General features: G+C 36.3%; 16 protein-coding genes and 2 pseudogenes. 1 reads left to right on the top strand and 17 read right to left on the bottom strand.

Going from position 1 to position 17,826, the window contains the following annotated elements; all coding sequences use genetic code 11:
* Positions 1-20 precede the first annotated feature (20 nt).
* From HQQ94_RS15960 to HQQ94_RS23110, 8 genes and pseudogenes are all read right to left on the bottom strand, one after another.
* A complete protein-coding gene (locus tag HQQ94_RS15960; protein WP_173295335.1) occupies positions 21-710 on the bottom strand; it encodes a prepilin-type N-terminal cleavage/methylation domain-containing protein in 690 nt (229 codons plus the stop codon).
* Positions 707-1,132 carry a type II secretion system protein J gene (locus tag HQQ94_RS15965; protein WP_173295336.1) on the bottom strand — a complete coding sequence of 142 codons (426 nt, stop codon included), beginning with the start codon at positions 1,130-1,132 and terminating at the stop codon, positions 707-709. Before HQQ94_RS15965 ends, HQQ94_RS15960 begins: the two co-directional genes overlap by 4 nt.
* Positions 1,122-1,730 carry a type II secretion system protein gene (locus HQQ94_RS15970; protein WP_173295337.1) on the bottom strand — a complete coding sequence of 203 codons (609 nt, stop codon included), beginning with the start codon at positions 1,728-1,730 and terminating at the stop codon, positions 1,122-1,124. The genes HQQ94_RS15965 and HQQ94_RS15970 overlap by 11 nt, the downstream gene beginning before the upstream one ends.
* Positions 1,731-2,927 (bottom strand): type II secretion system F family protein, encoded by a 1,197-nt coding sequence (locus HQQ94_RS15975; RefSeq protein WP_173295338.1) that lies wholly within the window; start codon positions 2,925-2,927, stop codon positions 1,731-1,733.
* A complete protein-coding gene (locus tag HQQ94_RS15980; RefSeq protein ID WP_173295339.1) occupies positions 2,927-4,594 on the bottom strand; it encodes a GspE/PulE family protein in 1,668 nt (555 codons plus the stop codon). Before HQQ94_RS15980 ends, HQQ94_RS15975 begins: the two co-directional genes overlap by 1 nt.
* Positions 4,591-4,992, bottom strand: coding sequence for a type II secretion system major pseudopilin GspG (gene gspG, locus HQQ94_RS15985; protein WP_173295340.1), 402 nt, complete (start codon positions 4,990-4,992; stop codon positions 4,591-4,593). The genes HQQ94_RS15980 and gspG overlap by 4 nt, the downstream gene beginning before the upstream one ends.
* Before the next feature lie 294 nt (positions 4,993-5,286).
* The gene (locus HQQ94_RS15990) at positions 5,287-6,141 is read right to left on the bottom strand and encodes a glycosyltransferase (protein ID WP_173295341.1); all 855 of its coding nucleotides are present in this window, start codon (positions 6,139-6,141) and stop codon (positions 5,287-5,289) included.
* Between the two features lie 355 nt (positions 6,142-6,496).
* A pseudogene (locus tag HQQ94_RS23110) lies at positions 6,497-6,710 on the bottom strand (IS66 family transposase); the annotation flags it as partial.
* A 38-nt stretch (positions 6,711-6,748) separates the two neighbouring features.
* Here HQQ94_RS23110 and HQQ94_RS15995 point away from each other — a divergent pair.
* A pseudogene (locus HQQ94_RS15995) lies at positions 6,749-7,097 on the top strand (ISAs1 family transposase); the annotation flags it as partial.
* 228 nt (positions 7,098-7,325) lie between these two features.
* Here the strand turns inward: HQQ94_RS15995 and HQQ94_RS16000 are convergent.
* The 9 genes from HQQ94_RS16000 to HQQ94_RS16040 all read right to left on the bottom strand — a co-directional run bounded on the left by HQQ94_RS16000 (position 7,326) and on the right by HQQ94_RS16040 (position 17,821).
* Positions 7,326-9,275 carry a nucleoside-diphosphate sugar epimerase/dehydratase gene (locus tag HQQ94_RS16000; RefSeq protein WP_254304079.1) on the bottom strand — a complete coding sequence of 650 codons (1,950 nt, stop codon included), beginning with the start codon at positions 9,273-9,275 and terminating at the stop codon, positions 7,326-7,328.
* A 637-nt stretch (positions 9,276-9,912) separates the two neighbouring features.
* On the bottom strand, positions 9,913-11,094 hold the full coding sequence (locus HQQ94_RS16005) for a DegT/DnrJ/EryC1/StrS aminotransferase family protein (protein WP_173295342.1): 1,182 nt from the start codon (positions 11,092-11,094) through the stop codon (positions 9,913-9,915).
* A gap of 22 nt (positions 11,095-11,116) precedes the next feature.
* A complete protein-coding gene (locus HQQ94_RS16010) occupies positions 11,117-11,746 on the bottom strand; it encodes an acetyltransferase (protein ID WP_173295343.1) in 630 nt (209 codons plus the stop codon).
* On the bottom strand, positions 11,743-12,342 hold the full coding sequence (locus HQQ94_RS16015) for a sugar transferase (RefSeq protein ID WP_173295344.1): 600 nt from the start codon (positions 12,340-12,342) through the stop codon (positions 11,743-11,745). The genes HQQ94_RS16010 and HQQ94_RS16015 overlap by 4 nt, the downstream gene beginning before the upstream one ends.
* Positions 12,335-13,561 carry a glycosyltransferase family 4 protein gene (locus HQQ94_RS16020; RefSeq protein ID WP_173295345.1) on the bottom strand — a complete coding sequence of 409 codons (1,227 nt, stop codon included), beginning with the start codon at positions 13,559-13,561 and terminating at the stop codon, positions 12,335-12,337. The genes HQQ94_RS16015 and HQQ94_RS16020 overlap by 8 nt, the downstream gene beginning before the upstream one ends.
* Positions 13,562-13,595: 34 nt before the next feature.
* Entirely contained in the window at positions 13,596-14,309 is a 714-nt protein-coding gene (locus HQQ94_RS16025; protein ID WP_173295346.1) for a glycosyltransferase family A protein, read from the bottom strand.
* A 174-nt stretch (positions 14,310-14,483) separates the two neighbouring features.
* Positions 14,484-15,473, bottom strand: a complete 990-nt coding sequence (locus tag HQQ94_RS23115; RefSeq protein WP_375335721.1) for an EpsG family protein — start codon at positions 15,471-15,473, stop codon at positions 14,484-14,486.
* Between the two features lie 132 nt (positions 15,474-15,605).
* Complete coding sequence (locus HQQ94_RS16035) at positions 15,606-16,784, bottom strand: glycosyltransferase family 2 protein (protein ID WP_173295348.1); 1,179 nt, start codon at positions 16,782-16,784, stop codon at positions 15,606-15,608.
* Between the two features lie 29 nt (positions 16,785-16,813).
* Entirely contained in the window at positions 16,814-17,821 is a 1,008-nt protein-coding gene (locus HQQ94_RS16040) for a polysaccharide biosynthesis protein (RefSeq protein WP_173295349.1), read from the bottom strand.
* Positions 17,822-17,826: the final 5 nt, after the last annotated feature.

The raw sequence follows: 17,826 nt of genomic DNA on the forward strand, positions 1-17,826 counted from the left end.
TCGCCTTTGAAATGAATAAATCAGGCATCGGTACTCTTCTCATGGGTATAGAGTAATTGATAGGCGTTATCATTTGCTACAGGAAAAATCACTGGCTCATTCGTGCCCCAACTAATATTGACTGCATAAGGCAACATTCCGATCTTTTCGCTAAAATACTCCTGAATCCATTTAAGTTTCACCGGTTCTCCTTCGTAAAAATCAGCGCGATCTTTTTGCTTTTCCCACCCATAGTAATTAAAGCGAATATTATTATCGACCAGTAAAATTTGGCTGTAATTAGCTTTAGGCAGTGAAGTTAACCTAAGCAGCGGAGCACCTTCAAATGGTGACTCCTCGTAATTGAGTCTTTCTTTACCATCAGCACTCATACTCACACTTAATCTGATTAATGCCTGACCTTCGGTATTAAAAATCGGATTATTGGTGACAAACATAAGGTACTTTTCATTACCCTTAAAAAAATATACTGGCTCATCTTCACTGTCTTTTACAATATAATTCGACATACCATTCAAAGATTTTTGCAAAAGAATTAAGTTTTTTGCGTTCGCCACTTCTTGTGTAAATCTACCCATGTCTTTTTGCCAGCGTTGGCTAAATGTCGAAAAACTCAAACTGCCAATAAACATCACCATGCTTAACACAAGCATTGCGATAAGCACCTCAATAAGAGTAAATCCCCTGTAGCCAATACGGCGACTTATCATAGCGTCCCCCACGTCAGCTCTTCAAACTCAAAAGACCGATCATAACCTTGCTTTTTCACTGTCAAATACACTTGCCACAGATAAAACTTATCATCGAAAGACACCTGTACACCGTCTTCAGGACTCAACCGAGGCGGTGGACTCCCCTTCTTAATCACATGTGCTTGCCACTGAAATTCAAATCCGTTAAGCACGCCTTTATCCTCTATCTGCTGAGCCGTCATTTCCATCTTAAGTCTAAAACGAATGGTATCGAGTAATAATGGTGTAATACCAAGTAATTCAGCAGTTTTAGTTGCTTTACTGCTCGCTATCGTTGCACCACGGTACGTTTGAGCAACGACGCTAATAACAGCAAATAAGATGGTCGCAGCAATCAATACCTCGATTAAGGTAAAGCCCTTTTGAACGTTATTTAACATGTGTCCTAGCTAATAAGTTTGAGATATTGAGGGAAGTCTCTACCCCCTTATAATGGTAACTAAATGCCTCAACATTGATATAACCATGATTGTTTATCTTTAATAATTTAGGCTCAAAGAATAAATGATTAAAAAGGATATCAGGCTCAGGATCATTTATTATTTTCGAGTGCAGCCGCTGATCATCAGCAAGATAAACATTTAAATCAATTCGGCGCATAGTCATGCCACTCCCATCAATATGTCCATCGTTCACACCATAGCCAGTGCCATAATCTACACCATTGATCTCGTTAGCCTCCCCATTATAAGAAAGAGTATCTGGTAATAAATTACTATAAACTGCTTTACCATCAAACCTTAGTAATATCGCACTATCGCGGGTGAACGCATTAAGCGCCTGCTTTTGCACCCATCGCTGTAGCAATAACTGTTCGTTACGAGCCTGTGAACTTTCGATAAGCTTCATGGTAAAAGGCCCTACAAGTGCAATCGCTATCCCAAGTAAAACAATCACCACTAACAGCTCAATTAACGTCACTCCAGATTGTGTTTTTATCCTCAATAAAAGAGCATTGCCTACTTGACCAAATATCATTTATAACCCGTCATTAACCGACATGATACTGAGTAACATCACCACAACGACAGAACCCACGATACCTCCCATCACCAAAATCATCAGCGGTTCTAGTAAACTGGTGACACGGCTGGTCCAACTTCCGAAATCATTACGGCTTCGATTAGCGATCTCTTCAAAAACCGGTGTCAATTGACCACTTTCCTCTCCGACTTCTAATAGAGAGATAAAAAAATCAGGATAGATTGGACTGGCGCTTAATGCTTCGCTGAGGCTAACACCACGTTTAATTTTTAATTTTGCAGAAAGCAACCCATCACGCAGATATCTATTTTTAACAGTACCAGATGCAAATTCGATGGCTTTATCAAGTTGTACTTCTGCATCTAACATTAATGCCATACTAGTATTGAAACGAATACGTTCAATCTGATGTACAGCAGATTTAAACAAAGGTAATTTAATTAAAAGCTCATCCAACTGATCAGTGATCAGCCCTTTTTGTAAGGCGACTTTAATTCCAATTCCTGCCATTAGTATGCCGCCAAATAGAAACCACTGGTATCGCTGCATCCATTGACTCGACTCTAACAGGAGTTGAGTGTAAACAGGTAAGTTATCGTTCCCATCGAACAACCCTCCCATCTGTGGCACAATAAAATTAAACACAAACACGATTGCCAAAATACACACCATAAGAATAACGGTAGGGTAAGTAAGCGCCTGCACAATTTTACTTTTCAGCTCTTTGCGAAACATTAAATCTTGTGCTAAACCAGCAAAAACCTTACTAAGCTCGCCACTAGCCTCTCCCATTTTCACCAAGTTAACATATAAGTTATCGAAATCTGGATGGTGAGAGAGTGCATCAGCAAGGGATTCACCACGCTTCACTGATTGGGACAGTTCACTAAGTAATTTACCTGAAGGGCTAGTGGCTTTACCTTTACTGAGAATGTGTAAACTTTTATCAATTCTCACACCACTTCTTAGCAGCAGTGATAATTCTGACGTGATGAATTCAAGTTCATTCAAACTCAGCTTGTCTGAGCGAAACAATGCTAGCGATACCGAAGTACTTTTCTCTTTTATCGAAACAAGGTGTAACCCCTCATCAGCAAGGAGTTTTTTTGCATTTTCCAGTGTGTTACTCGTCAGTATGCTATTAACAGCGGCACCAGCATTATCGTATGCCTTATATTCAAACAACGCCATTATCCAGCAACCCGAATGACTTCTTCAATTGTCGTTTGGCTATTAATCGCCTTAATAAACCCATCTTGCATTAGGGTTCGTCCACCACGTTCTTGATTTAAACGAATGGCGTGACTTGGAAAATTTTCATCTTTAGGTAAGGCCTTAATCGCATCATCACATCTAAGATATTCAATAATTCCTATACGGCCACGATAACCCGTATTCGAACAATGTTCACACCCCTTAGCCTTATGCAACTTAATATCAACACCATAAGCATTCGCTAAAGGCTGTAGACAGTATTTGGAAATATTCTGCTGCTGGTCGTCGTCAGGTTCACTGCAATGAGAACATAATTTTCTAACTAACCGTTGAGCAATAATTGACACAATAGCTGCATTTAATAAATATTCTTCAGCACCGAGGTCCAGTAATCGAGTATACGCACTAGATGCATCATTAGTATGAACAGTTGAAAAGACTAAGTGGCCAGTCAAAGCTGATTGCATGGCAATTTGAGCCGTCTCTTGATCTCTAATTTCACCCAACATGATAACATCTGGATCTTGACGAACAACACTGCGTAACCCTGCTGAAAAATCAAAGCCTATACTAGATTGAATTTGTACCTGATTAATGCCTTCTAACTGATATTCAACCGGATCTTCAAGAGTAATAATCTTCACTGTTTCATTATTAATCGCATTCAAAAAGGTATATAGACTCGTCGTTTTACCTGAGCCTGTAGGGCCAGTTAGAAGAATAACCCCGGCTGTTTTTTCGATATCTTCACGAATATACTTTTCAATGTCTGTAGAAAGTCCTAACATCTCCATACTGTAGTTGATTGCATCCTGCCTAAGGAAACGCATCACGATACTTTCGCCATCATGCAAGGGTAATACCGATACCCGAATATCAAGATCTTCATTCGAAATTTTCATGGCAATCTTACCATCTTGAGGGCGACGCTTTTCAGCAATATCCATCCCTGAAAGTATTTTTAATCGAGATGCGACTGGAAGACGCATTCTAGGAGGGATCCAATCCGCTTCTTTTAACACGCCATCAATTCTAAACCTTACTCTGTATCGATTACCTATAGGTTCTAGATGCATATCAGAAGCACGCGCCTTTAACCCCCTTGAAATTAAAGAATTAAGGAGGTTCACAGTAGGTGCTTCACCTGCGAGTTCTCTAAGTCTATCTTCTTCAAAATCAGATAACTCTTCACTGGCTGGAATAGAGTTAGCGTTCGTTTGCTGGTATAGGATTTTTAATGCTTGTATTTGTTCATCAGAAGCAACCAATAATTCTATCGTTAATTGCTGTTGACTAATAAATTGGTTAGCATCAGCAGAAAATGGATCACTTGCTATAATCATAAACTCGTGATCATTATCTCCTTTATCTACTGCGATCCAATTAAAAAAAATAAGCTGTTGATTAATAGAAAGTTCTTTAACAACATTAATATTAAGCGCTTGATATTTATCACTACTAAGAATGTTTAACCCTAAAATTTCAGCATAATATTGAGGTAAAATATCTTCAGATAAAGATCCCATATTAATTAAAATATGTTCAAGGCGACCAGCATATTTTTTTTGAAATATGGCAGCTTTATCTAAATCAGACTGAGATACTAGGAACTTATCCAGTAATAAGGTGTTAGCGTCAATCATTGGTAAACAACATCTGCATTTTCACCTTCACCAGCAGCAATTCCATCTTTACCATATGACAACATTGAATAAGGCTGTCCATTTTCACCTGGTACTGTATAGATGTATGGATTATTCCAAGGATCTAATGGCACATCTTTGGGTAAATATGGCCCATCCCAAGAAGGCTTAGCAGAGCTTCTGAGTTCATTCAACTTTATTGGGTAATCGCCAAGATCTAAACGGTAAGTATCCAACGCCGTTGCTATCATTTCCATCTGAACGGCAGCTGTTTTTGTTTTTGTTGATCCTACTTTTGAAAACATCGTTGGAGCAACCAAAGACATCAATAGGCCTAAGATAACAATAACAATTAACAATTCTATTAAAGTAAATCCACTTTCTTTAATTTGATTCATACATACACAACCAAAAATAAATTACAAAAAAACACGCAAACAGTAACAAGATAAAAACAAAACAGCAACCAATAACTGTGATTATTTACTCAAAGTCCACGACTTTTATTACAATAATGAAAAACAGTGAATGTAAACTGATAGAGGTGTCACTATTAATAAATTCTCTGGTCTAATATCAACTTTATTTATTTTACCATTACTGTATGAGTACTGGAGAAACTCCAGAGACAATAACAAATAAAGTTAAGCCTTTAAAAAACGCTCTTTATTGATAAACCATTAGCTTTATAACTATCGATATTCAGCTCTAATCCAAGGCATATTCCGAACCAAATACAGATTAATAACAGATTTATAGTTATTCTTATGGATATAAGCAAAAAAATCCAATAATCCAAACCTTTTTCCGGATATTTTACACTTCATTACCTGCATAGACTTTAACTGCTGTTTAGATAATATATCTAAATTTTTATCTATAAACATATTATACCCTTTAAGCTTTTTTTTATTGCTTGAGGATATTCTCACACCACCATGATCAGTATCTAATACATAATTTCTCGCCGAAATTTTTAATGCTAATGGGTGATAGCGTAATAAACGAATCCAAGTGTCATAATCTTGAAAGGCTGGCATATTGACATCAAAGCCACCAATTTCCTCAAACTTTGCTTTGGTCGTGAGTACTTGATTGCCCACCAAATTATAATTTAGCATTTTATCTAAGCCAAATTCACCCGACTGATACCCAAAATTACGATCAATAAGTTCACCGCTATTCATCAACTCTTGTACATTAGCACACACAAAAGCATATTTTTCATCGTATGCGGAGACTAATTGCGAAACACGGTTACTATAAAAATAATCATCATCGTCTAACCCTGTAATATAATAGCCACTAGCTGTGGTTATCGCTCTATTACGAGAAAAGCATGCACCAGATATAGTCTCATTTTTTAAATAAATGAAACTATATTGCTGCTGTAATGCTTCCACTATCTCTGATGTATCATCAGTCGATGCATCATCTACAACAATCAGCTCAATTGCCAAGTAATCCTGTTTAAATACAGACTCTATAGCCCGTTTAAGAAGTCTACTTCTATTCTGTGTTATCAAATAGACACTTACTAATGTCATCGGAGAACTCCTAAGGATAACCGACATAATTTGGTATAAATAGAGAGGTTGTTACTCATAAGCTCCAGGTAAAAACCACATAAAAAAACAATAAAAGTAACTCGCCAAAGAGGAAGTTAACATCAAGGAAACACAATGACAACAAGTGAGAACTAAAATACAACTAAGTGATTACAACGAGATCGTTCACCAAAGGGAGATTGACTAGGCTGAGTTAACTCAAAGACATCCAAGTAGTCACATTTGCCAACGACGGCTTTCATGATCTTGCTGACCACGGTGACTGGCGAGAGCTTGCGTTTTTGCACCTTCTAACCACCGACAATAGCAGGGAGCGGAGTTTCCCCCCTTATCCAAACTGATGCCGCTCAGACTGCTATCCAGTGATAGCTAGTACATTGGTCACTGACAGCAACAGCTAGAATCTGCTCGCCTAGCACAGATTTAGCGGCATCCTTTTTGCGAAAGTATTTCACCTGTTGAAACACGGCATCATTAGCCGACATAAACCATATCCAGCCGGTATGCTCTTCGCTATGTCGGCTATTCGTAGCATCATAGATGTGAACTCATGGTGCTCTTGATATGTTGTAAGTTCAAGTGAACTGAAGGTGATTTTTCACGCTGGGAAGCACTTAAAGCCTCGTTTTGATTGAAAGCTTTAGGGCTGTTAAAGGTAAATCAATGAGCCTTGAATATCGTTATTATACCAGTTCGAAAGAGTTATCAGCAGAGCAAGCCCTAAATGCGACTCTGGAACATTGGGGTATCGAATCAATGTACTGGGTATTGGATGTCAGCATGAACGAAGATGCGTGCCTGATATACAAAAATAACGGCGCTGCAAAAAGAACAAACAAAGCTCAGCATAGTAGATAAAACGAAAGCGTTGTTTGATGAATCCTGAATTTCTAGAGAAGATTTTAATAGCCGGATTATGTGCGTCGATTGAATAATAGACACTGATGCGATCACCCTGCTTAATATGCCAGTAAATTGGGATGCATAAATGAAATGGTGAAATGATTAAAAATGGAAAAAAAGTAATGAGTTGAATTAGGGAGCGTCCATCTCATCGCCATAGTAATTTAAACAACGACATCATAGAGATCTAACAACTAAACAAATTTTATAAAAAAAAAGCCAATTCATTTGAATTGGCTTTTAAAAAATTAATAAGAGGTTTAAGACACTAAAGGAACAACTTTATTACCAGATGGAATGACACAATCATCATTAACGATAGTATGTTGCTGCCATACTAAGTCACAAATTCCATCAGTTGGATTAAAACCAGTAGGTGTTTTTAGCAAGATGTCACGTATTAACTCATGATTAAATTCATGACATGCCATATCTAATTTACTAAGAATCACTTCTAATTCATCCCATGAAAGATAAGCTTCATTGGCCGTCATTATCCGCTCATGCTCCGTACCAGTGACATCATCACCAATTAACAGCTCTTCATACAGCTTTTCACCTGGACGTAAGCCACTGAACTCAATTGTAATATCACCATCTGGGTTTACCGTATCCCTAACTTCAAAACCACTCAAACGAATCATTTTAGCTGCAAGGTCTATGATTTTAACTGACTCCCCCATATCCAAGACAAACACATCACCACCTTTCCCCATAGCCCCTGCTTGTATCACAAGCTGAGAAGCTTCAGGTATGGTCATAAAATAACGAGTGATTTCAGGATGAGTCACTGTGACGGGACCGCCCGATGCGATCTGCTTTCTAAATAATGGGACAACAGAGCCTGATGATCCAAGAACATTACCAAAGCGAACCATACAAAAACGTGTCGAGTGAGATTCCTTTGCCAAAGCCTGCAATGTAAGTTCAGCGATACGCTTTGTTGTCCCCATCACATTCGTCGGACGCACCGCTTTATCGGTAGAAATTAATACAAAAGTTTCAACTTTAGCAGTAATAGCCGCTCTTGCTGTATACAGGGTACCAAATACATTATTCCGTACCCCTTCTACCACATTATGTTCAACTAAAGGCACATGCTTATAGGCGGCAGCATGATAAACAGTTTGAACTTCAAATGCTTGCATCACAGCTTGAATTCGGTTTTCTTTTTGCACTGAGCCTAAAATAGGGCAAATTTGAATATTTAACCCTATTTCTTGTGTCATTACAGATAATTCTTTTTCAATTGAATATAAAGCGAACTCAGATAAATCAAATAATATCAGCTTTTTAGGAGACTGCTTTAAAATTTGGCGGCATAATTCAGATCCGATGGAACCACCAGCCCCTGTCACCATGACCACTTTATCAGTGATATTATCTTTAAGGAGGTCTTCCCTAGGAGACACGGCATCACGCCCTAAAAGATCGTCAATATCAACTTCCTTAATATCACTATACAACTTATTACCACTAACTAAATCTGCCATAGCAGGTAATGTTAGTACTTGAACCGCTAACGGCTCCAGTGAAAGTAAGATTTCTTTTCTGCGTGAGCGTGAGGCACTGGGTATTGCAAGTAGTACTTTAGTTGCTTGTTTTTGCTTAATCAGTTTACGCATAATTGAAGGAGAGTGAACATAAACACCTTGAATAACACTACCATGTGTTCTTATATCATCATCAACAAACGCAAAAGGATAATATTCATGACTTTGAGCTAAGGCAGTGACCAATTGACGACCACTAACCCCGGCCCCATAGATAATAACAGGCTCCCCCTCACGTTTCATTCCAGAACCAACAGCCGCACGAATCACACCTCTGGAACCACCAATTAGCACTAAAGCAAAAGCGGCATAAATAATCGGCACCGTACGAGGTAAGCCTAAATGAGCAAAATAAGAAATAAACACCAAACTAACGGTTGATACCAGCACACCAAAAAGAATAGCCGTTAAAGCTTGTAAACTTAAATACCTCAACACAGCCCGGTATAAACCGAACTTAACAAATGCCAAAATGCTGATAGGCCAAACCAAAGTAATCAATACCCAGTACCCGTGATCAGCCAATGGACTAACCGAATCGGTGCGTACCATTATTGCTAGCCAAAATGATACCAGTAGACATACCGTATCGATCCCTACACTAACGAGTCGTTTATTGGTTCGATTTAAAGAAAATAACACCTGAAAAAAATCCATTCGACGCCTCTAATGTCACAAGCTAAACATAAAATACACTCAAGATATTACACCTAAAATGATGAAGCAGATTTTACCACAAAATAGATAATACTTATCTGTAGATATTGAAATTCAAGCATAAAAGAACAAAAAACAAACAATAGATAACAAAGCAACTTACTAAATCAAAAAATCACACCTTTAAATTCAACAAGATTACGATAGATCTACTTGCTCATGCTTTGTTTTAAAGGCTCACATTTGAAACAAAACTTAGAAAAACTAGTCTTCGACAAGCCACTTTATTCTACATCATTCGTTCAAAAATTTTAATCTGTATATGCTTAAGGAAATTTGCGGCAGTATGAATACTGGATATGAAGTCTGCGAAAAGGATGTGTGGAGGGGGGCTGAGCCACAAACTGGTAAGAGGAATATATTTCAAAAAAGTATATTCATCAGCAATTCGTTTTGTACTCTGATAATGACGTATAAATAAAATACTTGACCATAAAAGCAGAGCTTTAAGAATAAAACCCACAGCTACTATGGACTGACCAAGTGTAACTATGATTACTGTGGGTTATTTTAATGATGAAAGGGTCACATCAAATCTGAAGCAGTAAACACTAAAGGTAATGACTGCCAGACAAGCTTAATGATTAATCGAAGCCTCTTGCAATACCTGACGAATAACTCGACAAGTTAACGCAATTTCAGTTGCTGTTAAGGTGGGATGAACAAGAAACATTAGGCTCGTTTCACCTAATTCTTTCGCGTTACATAATCGAATTTTAGGACGCCAACCTGTATCATCAAATGCTTTTTCTAAATACACCTCAGAACAACTTCCTTGATATACAGGTACGTTGTTCGCGTTAATGGCTGCTACTATGTTATCTCTTGTCCACCCCTCTTTAAGAAGATGAGGCTTAATAAACATGTAATGCTTGTACTGTGCATGCTCTATGTAATCAGGTACTTTTATACACTGGATAATAGGTAAATCAGACACAGCTAGATCCAATTGTTTAGCATTGGCTTGACGCTTTGCAGTCCAATCACTCATTCGAGTTAATTGTATTCTTCCCACTGCAGCCTGCATTTCAGTCATGCGCCAATTGGTACCAAAGCTTTCATGCAACCATCGAAAACCTGCTGGGTGTTCCCTATTGTAAACAGCATCGAAGCTTTTACCGTGATCTTTATATGACCACATTGTCGACCATAGTGACTTATCATTTGTCGTCACCATACCGCCTTCCCCACCTGTAGTCATGATCTTATCTTGGCAAAATGACCAAGCGCCAATATGTCCAATACTGCCCACTGAGCGCCCTTTATACTTGGCTCCATGAGCTTGAGCACAATCTTCAATCACATAGAAACCATGCTTCTTGCTAAGAGCCATAATGGCATCCATCTCTGCAGGCATACCCGCTAAATGAACGACGATCACAGCTTTAGTATTTGGAGTCAATACAGTTTCAATAGTATCAGCAGTAATATTTTGACTATTTAAATCAACATCTGCAAAAACAGGAATAGCACCACTGGTCACGATTGAAGAGGCTGAAGCTAAAAAAGTACGAGGAGTGGTGACCACTTCGTCTCCGATGCCGATATCTAAAGCTTTTAAGGCGATATCTAAAGCTAATGTGCCATTGCTCAAGGTAATTGCATAATCAGTACCAGCAAAAGTAGCAAATTCTTTTTCAAATTCACGACATTCAGTGCCAGTCCAATAGTTCACTTTATTTGATAATATAACGCGGCTAACCGCATTAGCCTCATCTTGTGTAAAAGACGGCCAAGGTGAAAATGAGGAATTGAGCACAACGAACTCCTAAATTACAAAATTAAAGTAATGAGGTGGATTGTTTCGCAGGCGAACCAACCACCATAATATTATCTATCGTTGAATGAATAACAGTTGAACCAGCTCCAACGATAACATTCGCACCTATTTTTAAACACTGAATAACGCAAGCACCCAATCCAACCCAAGTGCAAGTACCCACGCTAACCGCACCCGCTAAATTAGCACCTGGACTAATATGTACTCCATCAGCCAATTTGCAATCGTGATCAACGGTAGCAGCCGTATTAATAATATTCGCTCGCCCTAGAGTAGCAAAAGCGCTTAACACCGCACCAGCCATAACCACGCTGCCCGGTTTTATCGAAGCAAACTGGCTCACAATCGCCTTAGGATGAATTAACGTCGCCATAATTGCACCAGCATTTTCCAACGTGGTTTGTTTTGCTAAACGGGTTTGATTATGCCCGATACCGACGATGACAGCGCTAAAGCTTTGCACACTTGCCAATAAGGTATCTGTATTACCGGATATAGGCCAAGTTTCAAGTTGTTGTAACTCAGGGTAACAGTCATCAAAGAATTGAATTGATTCAAAGCCATTAACTAATGCAATATCGGCCAATACTTTACCATGACCACTCGCACCAAGAATGGCTAAAGACTTCATAATGGTTTATTTCCTTTAAAAGGTTCTATAGTTGCGTGCCCTTCAGCTGAGATCCCTTCTTTAACAAATACCTTTTTAACTGTCAGCAACAGTATTTTGATATCTAACCAAAAAGATTGATTCTCGACATACCAAACATCCAATTTAAATTTTTGATCCCAGCTAATCGCATTGCGGCCATTTACCTGTGCCCAACCCGTGATTCCAGGGCGAACATTGTGACGCTTAGCTTGCGCTTTATTGTATAAAGGTAAATATTCGATCAACAGAGGCCTAGGCCCAACTAAACTCATATCACCTTTAAGCACGTTCCACAGTCCTGGCAGCTCATCAAGACTCGATGACCTTAACTTCTTACCGAACAGTGTTAATCGTTCTGTATCTGGTAAAGTGTTCCCTCGACAATCGACAGCATCTTTCATGCTTCTAAACTTTAGCATTTTAAAAGTCTGGCCATGTAAGCCCGGTCTATGTTGTTTAAATAGAACAGGCTTGCCTAAATGAGACTCCACTTTTCGATAAATAATAAAGAGAATGGGAGAAAAAAATATTAATGCTGTGAATGAAATTACAATATCAAACAAACGTTTAATCATCAGTTGCATCCTGTAATGTCTTCTCTAACTTAGCAGCCATTATATTCCTAGAAAAATGATTGTATGCGAGTTCCACGCATTGCTTTTTAGCATAAGAATAAGCAATATCCTCATTTAAAAATTTTGATATTTGATGTGCAGACTTGGTATAGTCATCAGAATCAAGAACAATACCACAATTATATTTATCAATAAATTCTTTTTGCCAACCGCCATAGTTTATCGCTATTGGTGTAACAGAAGCTAATGCATCAAACAATTTATTGGCAGAATTGTGCCACATTTCAGGTATAGGACCAAATAACGATAACGCTAAATCTGCTGCTGAAAGTAACTTGATTATTTCAGTCTTCGGTACTGGAGGTAAAATGTACAAATTTATTTGATACACTCCCAATTCCTTAGCTTTAGCGATTACCTGCTCTTTCATCATTCCATCGCCAATAGCAACGAAGCACACGTCTGACATCTCGTTCTGCATTTCATTTGCTAAAAAGACCAAATATTCAACATTATTAATCAAACCAAATGTGCCGGTATACACCACTAATTTACGATCACCTACAAATGAAAGATGCTCATCTTTATAACGAATACCAATTGACGCATCAACGTCAAACAAATCAGTATCACAACTATTAGTAGCTAAAGTAACACGGCTTTCATCTACACCATGCCGAACGATACCAGCACACATTCCAGGAGATAAGCCTACAACACGAGAGGAGTTTTTATAAGTATATGCTTCAAACCATTCAGCAAGTTTAATCACAACAGGGTTTTTAATCGCACCAACAGCAACCGGAAGTTCAGGCCACAAATCTCTAACTTCGAATACCAGCGGTTTATTTTTTATTTTAGAATAGACCAAACCTGGCACAGCAATTGTTAAAGGTGTACTTGTAGCAAGAACAACATCGACCTTCAAGGATAAGGATTTTAATGTAGAAAAAATAGCAAATTTTACAAACTTAAATATTCGTTTAATAAAGGAGTCTTTATTCGAATATGCTAAATGCAAAACATGAAGTTTAATCCCTTCTATATGAATAACGTTCCAGCCTTTACTAAAACTATATTCTGATGATAAAAGAGCTGAAGTCGTGACAAAAGTCACAGAATGCCCATGTTCAACAAAACGTTTGGCCATTTCATAAGAACGAGTACCCGCATTTGAATTCGGTGTCGCAAAATATTGATGTAGATATAAAATATTCATAACCCAACACATTTAGATAATTAACAAAAATAAATTATAATTTAGTAAAACCAGAAATAAAGGTCAAAAATGCTTTAGTTCTCCCACCATATGAGTAAAATAATTTTGGTCTTTTAATGAAAAAAGGCAATAGAATAAACCAGCCCCAGCGACCAAAGACTCTTCTAAATACAACTCCTCTTGCGAACATGCTGTTTTCTGTCACAGTACCGCCTGAAGACTCCAACGGGTGTTTACATATAACTATAGGGATAAATTGTATTTTCAAGCCATTCTTAATACAATCCGATAGAAATACGGCCTCATCACCAATAGGTATATTGGCTCCCGCACCCATATCTTCAGCAAAACGGATAGTGTTATAGCACTCACGTTTAAGACTAATTTCAATAGTACCTACTGACAATATATTAAAATAATTCCTATTTATCTTTGACTGAGGGAAGCTCCCTCTAGGATTCCCTTCTAAATCATTAACGATAAAGGTAACAACTTCATTAGCTGTTTCGCTATGAGATTTTAAAATAGAGGAAAAAATATTTTTTTCTAAAATAATATCGTCATCACAAAAGTAAACAATATCAGAGGAAGCCTTGTCTAATAAAAAGTTTCTGCTTTTAGTTACACCTTTAGAACTTAAGGCATAGTAAACAACATCATTTCGGTTTAAAAAATTCAAATCTGACAATTCAATATCTAAGGAGGATTGATGACCAATTAAATATCTGACACCATGCTCTTTTTTCAATAACACGTTCTGTAAATTTTTAATTCTGTTCCCATACGTTGATATTAAAACATCTATTTTTTTTCATAATTAACCCTTGATATTATTACTTACTTCTATCTACAACATACTAAAAACATCTTGCTTAGTAATTAAAAAGAAGAAAACAAGTAATTAGCATAAGCATACTCACCCTTAGATAATATGGTTACTTTTATCACGTAAGGAAATATTATATATGTAGATAACAACAACAATACCAAATAATTCTTTTTTATCTATAAGATATTGAAATAAGTAATAAATTGGGAATATATAAAAAACAATAAAAGCAGACTGCAATCTAAAAAAGAAACCGTATTTCGAAGACAATATAATAAACCAATAAGATACAATCCAAATGACTATTGATAAATCAAAATAACTCCTAAACAGAACAGAATTAATATAAGTAGTAATTGGCTTTCTTTTTATATAAACAAACCAAAACAACATATATATTGGTAAATAATACAACTTGGAAAACGTATTAACCAACGATACTCCTGTTGCATATTCACTATTAAGGTAATGAGCATATCTTGAAAATAATAGTTCAACAACAAAAGGGATGAATTTAATTAATGAAGCGTAAACAAATGGTATTACACAAAATAATGCCAACAATTTCCTTTTTGATAAACCCAACATTAATTTCATTGGTATCATTAATAAACAAACTACTGATGAAAAATGAGATAATATAGCCAAAATACCAAAAGAGGCTGATTTAATATATTTAGATTCCGCTAAATATATGAAAACCAAAGGAAAGCACATTATACCCATATATGCTCTCAACCCATTCATTTGATTATGGTATATACCTGTAACAGTAAAAAACAAAAAAAACACTATTGATATTTTAAAACCAGCCTTTCTTAATTTAAACAGCATCAATGAAAATAAAATTGTGTTAAACAATGTGGAAAAATAAAATATCGATTGTTCTCCGAGTTGATTATTGATTATTGCTTTATACATATAGTAAAAAACCAACTCTCCTTTTCTGTAATATAAATCAATTGATTCTGGACTTGAATAATAATTCCTATATGAAAAATAATCAGTTCCTACATTATATTGAGTAGCAGGAAACAAAAAGTAAAAAAACAAAACAGGAGACCATATGACCAACAAAACCATAATGCTAGTCGATTTGTAAAATCGTTCTTCAATAATAAAATACAATGTAATTCCGAATAATAAAAGCAAATAAATCAAAAAGACACCTATATAATATATATTAAAAAACGAAAATTCTGGCAATACAAATATTTATTTTACCATATTAGGATAGTTGATTATCTTTTTATTTTTAGATATGTCAGCTTCGCACTTTACTTTGGCTTCAACAACATCATTGACATCATTTAAAATACGAACATTACTTGAAGACAGTTTATTAACTACTCGCTTTAGAAGCACTGAAAAAACCCAACTCATTTCTTTAAACAGTGATTTTATAACATTAAATAACAATGGGAGATAACCATTGTTTTTCGATAAAAACTTAACACTATCGAAGGTTAATTTTCTATATTGAGGATAATAAATAAAACAACGTAAATACAGGATTGAATAATTAATATCATTCTGTTTCACATCAATCTGCTCTAAAGCCTTAAGGAATGAATAAGACCAGACAGTTGGGACACTATAGAATTCAGGAATACGTTCATCCCAAACTAAATTTTTAAACGCACCTATGTGAGGATTATCTCTTAGCTTTCCAGTGTGCTTTCCTTTTGCGCTCAAGCCAGACGTACTTACACCAGAAGCACCAGGAACCACAATAGGGTAATCAATTAAATATGAACTTAATGATTCATAAGATATTAATGTTGAACTATAAATATCTGGACTAACACCTCCAAATAATTTCCCATATTTAGTTATTATCCGCTCTGCTAATTTTCTAGAAATCATACCTGAATATGCTCGAGGCATATTTAACACCCCACGACCAAAATCATTTAATGCCTCATCCAGAGCTTTTTTAGTATCATGTTTAACTACAAGTCCAGTATACTCAGCAATGTTTAAGGTACCAGAAAAAACATTTCCTTTATGTCGATGTTTAAAATCGGGCCAGAAATAAGTAACTGGAAATGAAAATCTGACAGATTCGACGCAATTATCATTAGCCCAATTAGCAACATCTATGACATTGTCAGTAACAAAGTCATCATCTCCTAAAAAAACAAGGAATTCGCCCGACGCATTTTTCAAACCGTAATTAAAATTATCAACAACAGATAGTCCTTCACCTGGTTTAACAAGCTTAATTTGATTTTTATCTTTATGCGTATGACAGTAGTTATCAAGTAAATTGTTATTACTGGTATCAGATATTACAATCTCAATATCTTTCGATATTGATAATAGTGATGCAATTGTTTTTACAGCATATTTAAATCTATTATGAGTTGGTACTATAAATGAAATGAGTGGCATTGTTTTCTACAGTATAGTTATTAAAATTATTAATCAAGCTCTTTTTGAACATAATTAAGCGTAAGTAAGAGCTCTTTAATACCTTCTACATCTAAACGATTTGTACTATGAGATGTGTAATCTTCGACTTTATTTAAATCGACTTCACCTTCTAAGATATATTTATCATAATTTAAATCTCTATTATCTGCTGGAATACGGTAATACTTCCCCATATCCTCAGCTTTTACCATTTCTTCTCTTGAAACTAATGATTCGAATAGTTTCTCACCATGCCGAGTACCAATAATTTTTGTGCTAATTTCTTTTCCACACAATCCCATAATAGCTTTAGCTAAATCTTCAATTGTTGAAGCTGGAGCTTTTTGAACAAATATATCCCCTTGCTTTCCATTTTCAAAAGCATGCAATACTAGATCAACAGAATCCTCAAGTGACATTAAAAACCGGGTCATCTTAGGATCGGTAATTGTCAAAGGTAACCCAGCTTTTATTTTTTCAAAAAAAAGTGGAATGACAGACCCTCTTGATGCCATAACATTACCGTATCGTGTAGAACATAAAACAGGTCCGCCTTCTGGTATCAGCCTAGATTTAGCTACAATAACTTTTTCAGCCATTGCTTTAGAAATTCCCATCGCATTAATTGGATATACAGCCTTATCAGTACTAAGTAGAATGACACGTTTAACTTTGTTGGCAATAGCAGCATTTATCGTGTTTTCTGTTCCAATAACATTCGTTTTAACTGCTTCCATCGGATAAAATTCACATGATGGAACTTGCTTTAATGCTGCAGCATGAAAAACATAATCAACACCAATCATTGCCTGTGCAATACTGTTATAATCGCGCGTATCGCCAATAACAAATTTCAATTTGTCATTTGAAAGACTAATTCTCATGTCTTCTTGTTTTTTTTCATCACGACTAAATACTATAATTTGCTTTACATCTGTTTTAAGAAATCTTTTTAATACAGTATTCCCAAATGACCCTGTACCACCAGTTATTAATAACGTCTTATTTTTGAACATATTAT

It is taken from the genome of Shewanella sp. VB17 (assembly GCF_013248905.1).
Taxonomy (GTDB): domain Bacteria; phylum Pseudomonadota; class Gammaproteobacteria; order Enterobacterales; family Shewanellaceae; genus Shewanella.

Coding starts and splice junctions, on each gene's coding strand:
- HQQ94_RS15960 (WP_173295335.1), bottom strand. CDS start 710: ATGATAAGTCGCCGTATTGGCTACAGGGGATTTACTCTTATTGAGGTG.
- HQQ94_RS15965 (WP_173295336.1), bottom strand. CDS start 1,132: ATGTTAAATAACGTTCAAAAGGGCTTTACCTTAATCGAGGTATTGATT.
- HQQ94_RS15970 (WP_173295337.1), bottom strand. CDS start 1,730: ATGATATTTGGTCAAGTAGGCAATGCTCTTTTATTGAGGATAAAAACA.
- HQQ94_RS15975 (WP_173295338.1), bottom strand. CDS start 2,927: ATGGCGTTGTTTGAATATAAGGCATACGATAATGCTGGTGCCGCTGTT.
- HQQ94_RS15980 (WP_173295339.1), bottom strand. CDS start 4,594: ATGATTGACGCTAACACCTTATTACTGGATAAGTTCCTAGTATCTCAG.
- gspG (WP_173295340.1), bottom strand. CDS start 4,992: ATGAATCAAATTAAAGAAAGTGGATTTACTTTAATAGAATTGTTAATT.
- HQQ94_RS15990 (WP_173295341.1), bottom strand. CDS start 6,141: ATGACATTAGTAAGTGTCTATTTGATAACACAGAATAGAAGTAGACTT.
- HQQ94_RS16000 (WP_254304079.1), bottom strand. CDS start 9,275: ATGGATTTTTTTCAGGTGTTATTTTCTTTAAATCGAACCAATAAACGA.
- HQQ94_RS16010 (WP_173295343.1), bottom strand. CDS start 11,746: ATGAAGTCTTTAGCCATTCTTGGTGCGAGTGGTCATGGTAAAGTATTG.
- HQQ94_RS16015 (WP_173295344.1), bottom strand. CDS start 12,342: ATGATTAAACGTTTGTTTGATATTGTAATTTCATTCACAGCATTAATA.
- HQQ94_RS16020 (WP_173295345.1), bottom strand. CDS start 13,561: ATGAATATTTTATATCTACATCAATATTTTGCGACACCGAATTCAAAT.
- HQQ94_RS23115 (WP_375335721.1), bottom strand. CDS start 15,473: ATGGTTTTGTTGGTCATATGGTCTCCTGTTTTGTTTTTTTACTTTTTG.
- HQQ94_RS16035 (WP_173295348.1), bottom strand. CDS start 16,784: ATGCCACTCATTTCATTTATAGTACCAACTCATAATAGATTTAAATAT.
- HQQ94_RS16040 (WP_173295349.1), bottom strand. CDS start 17,821: ATGTTCAAAAATAAGACGTTATTAATAACTGGTGGTACAGGGTCATTT.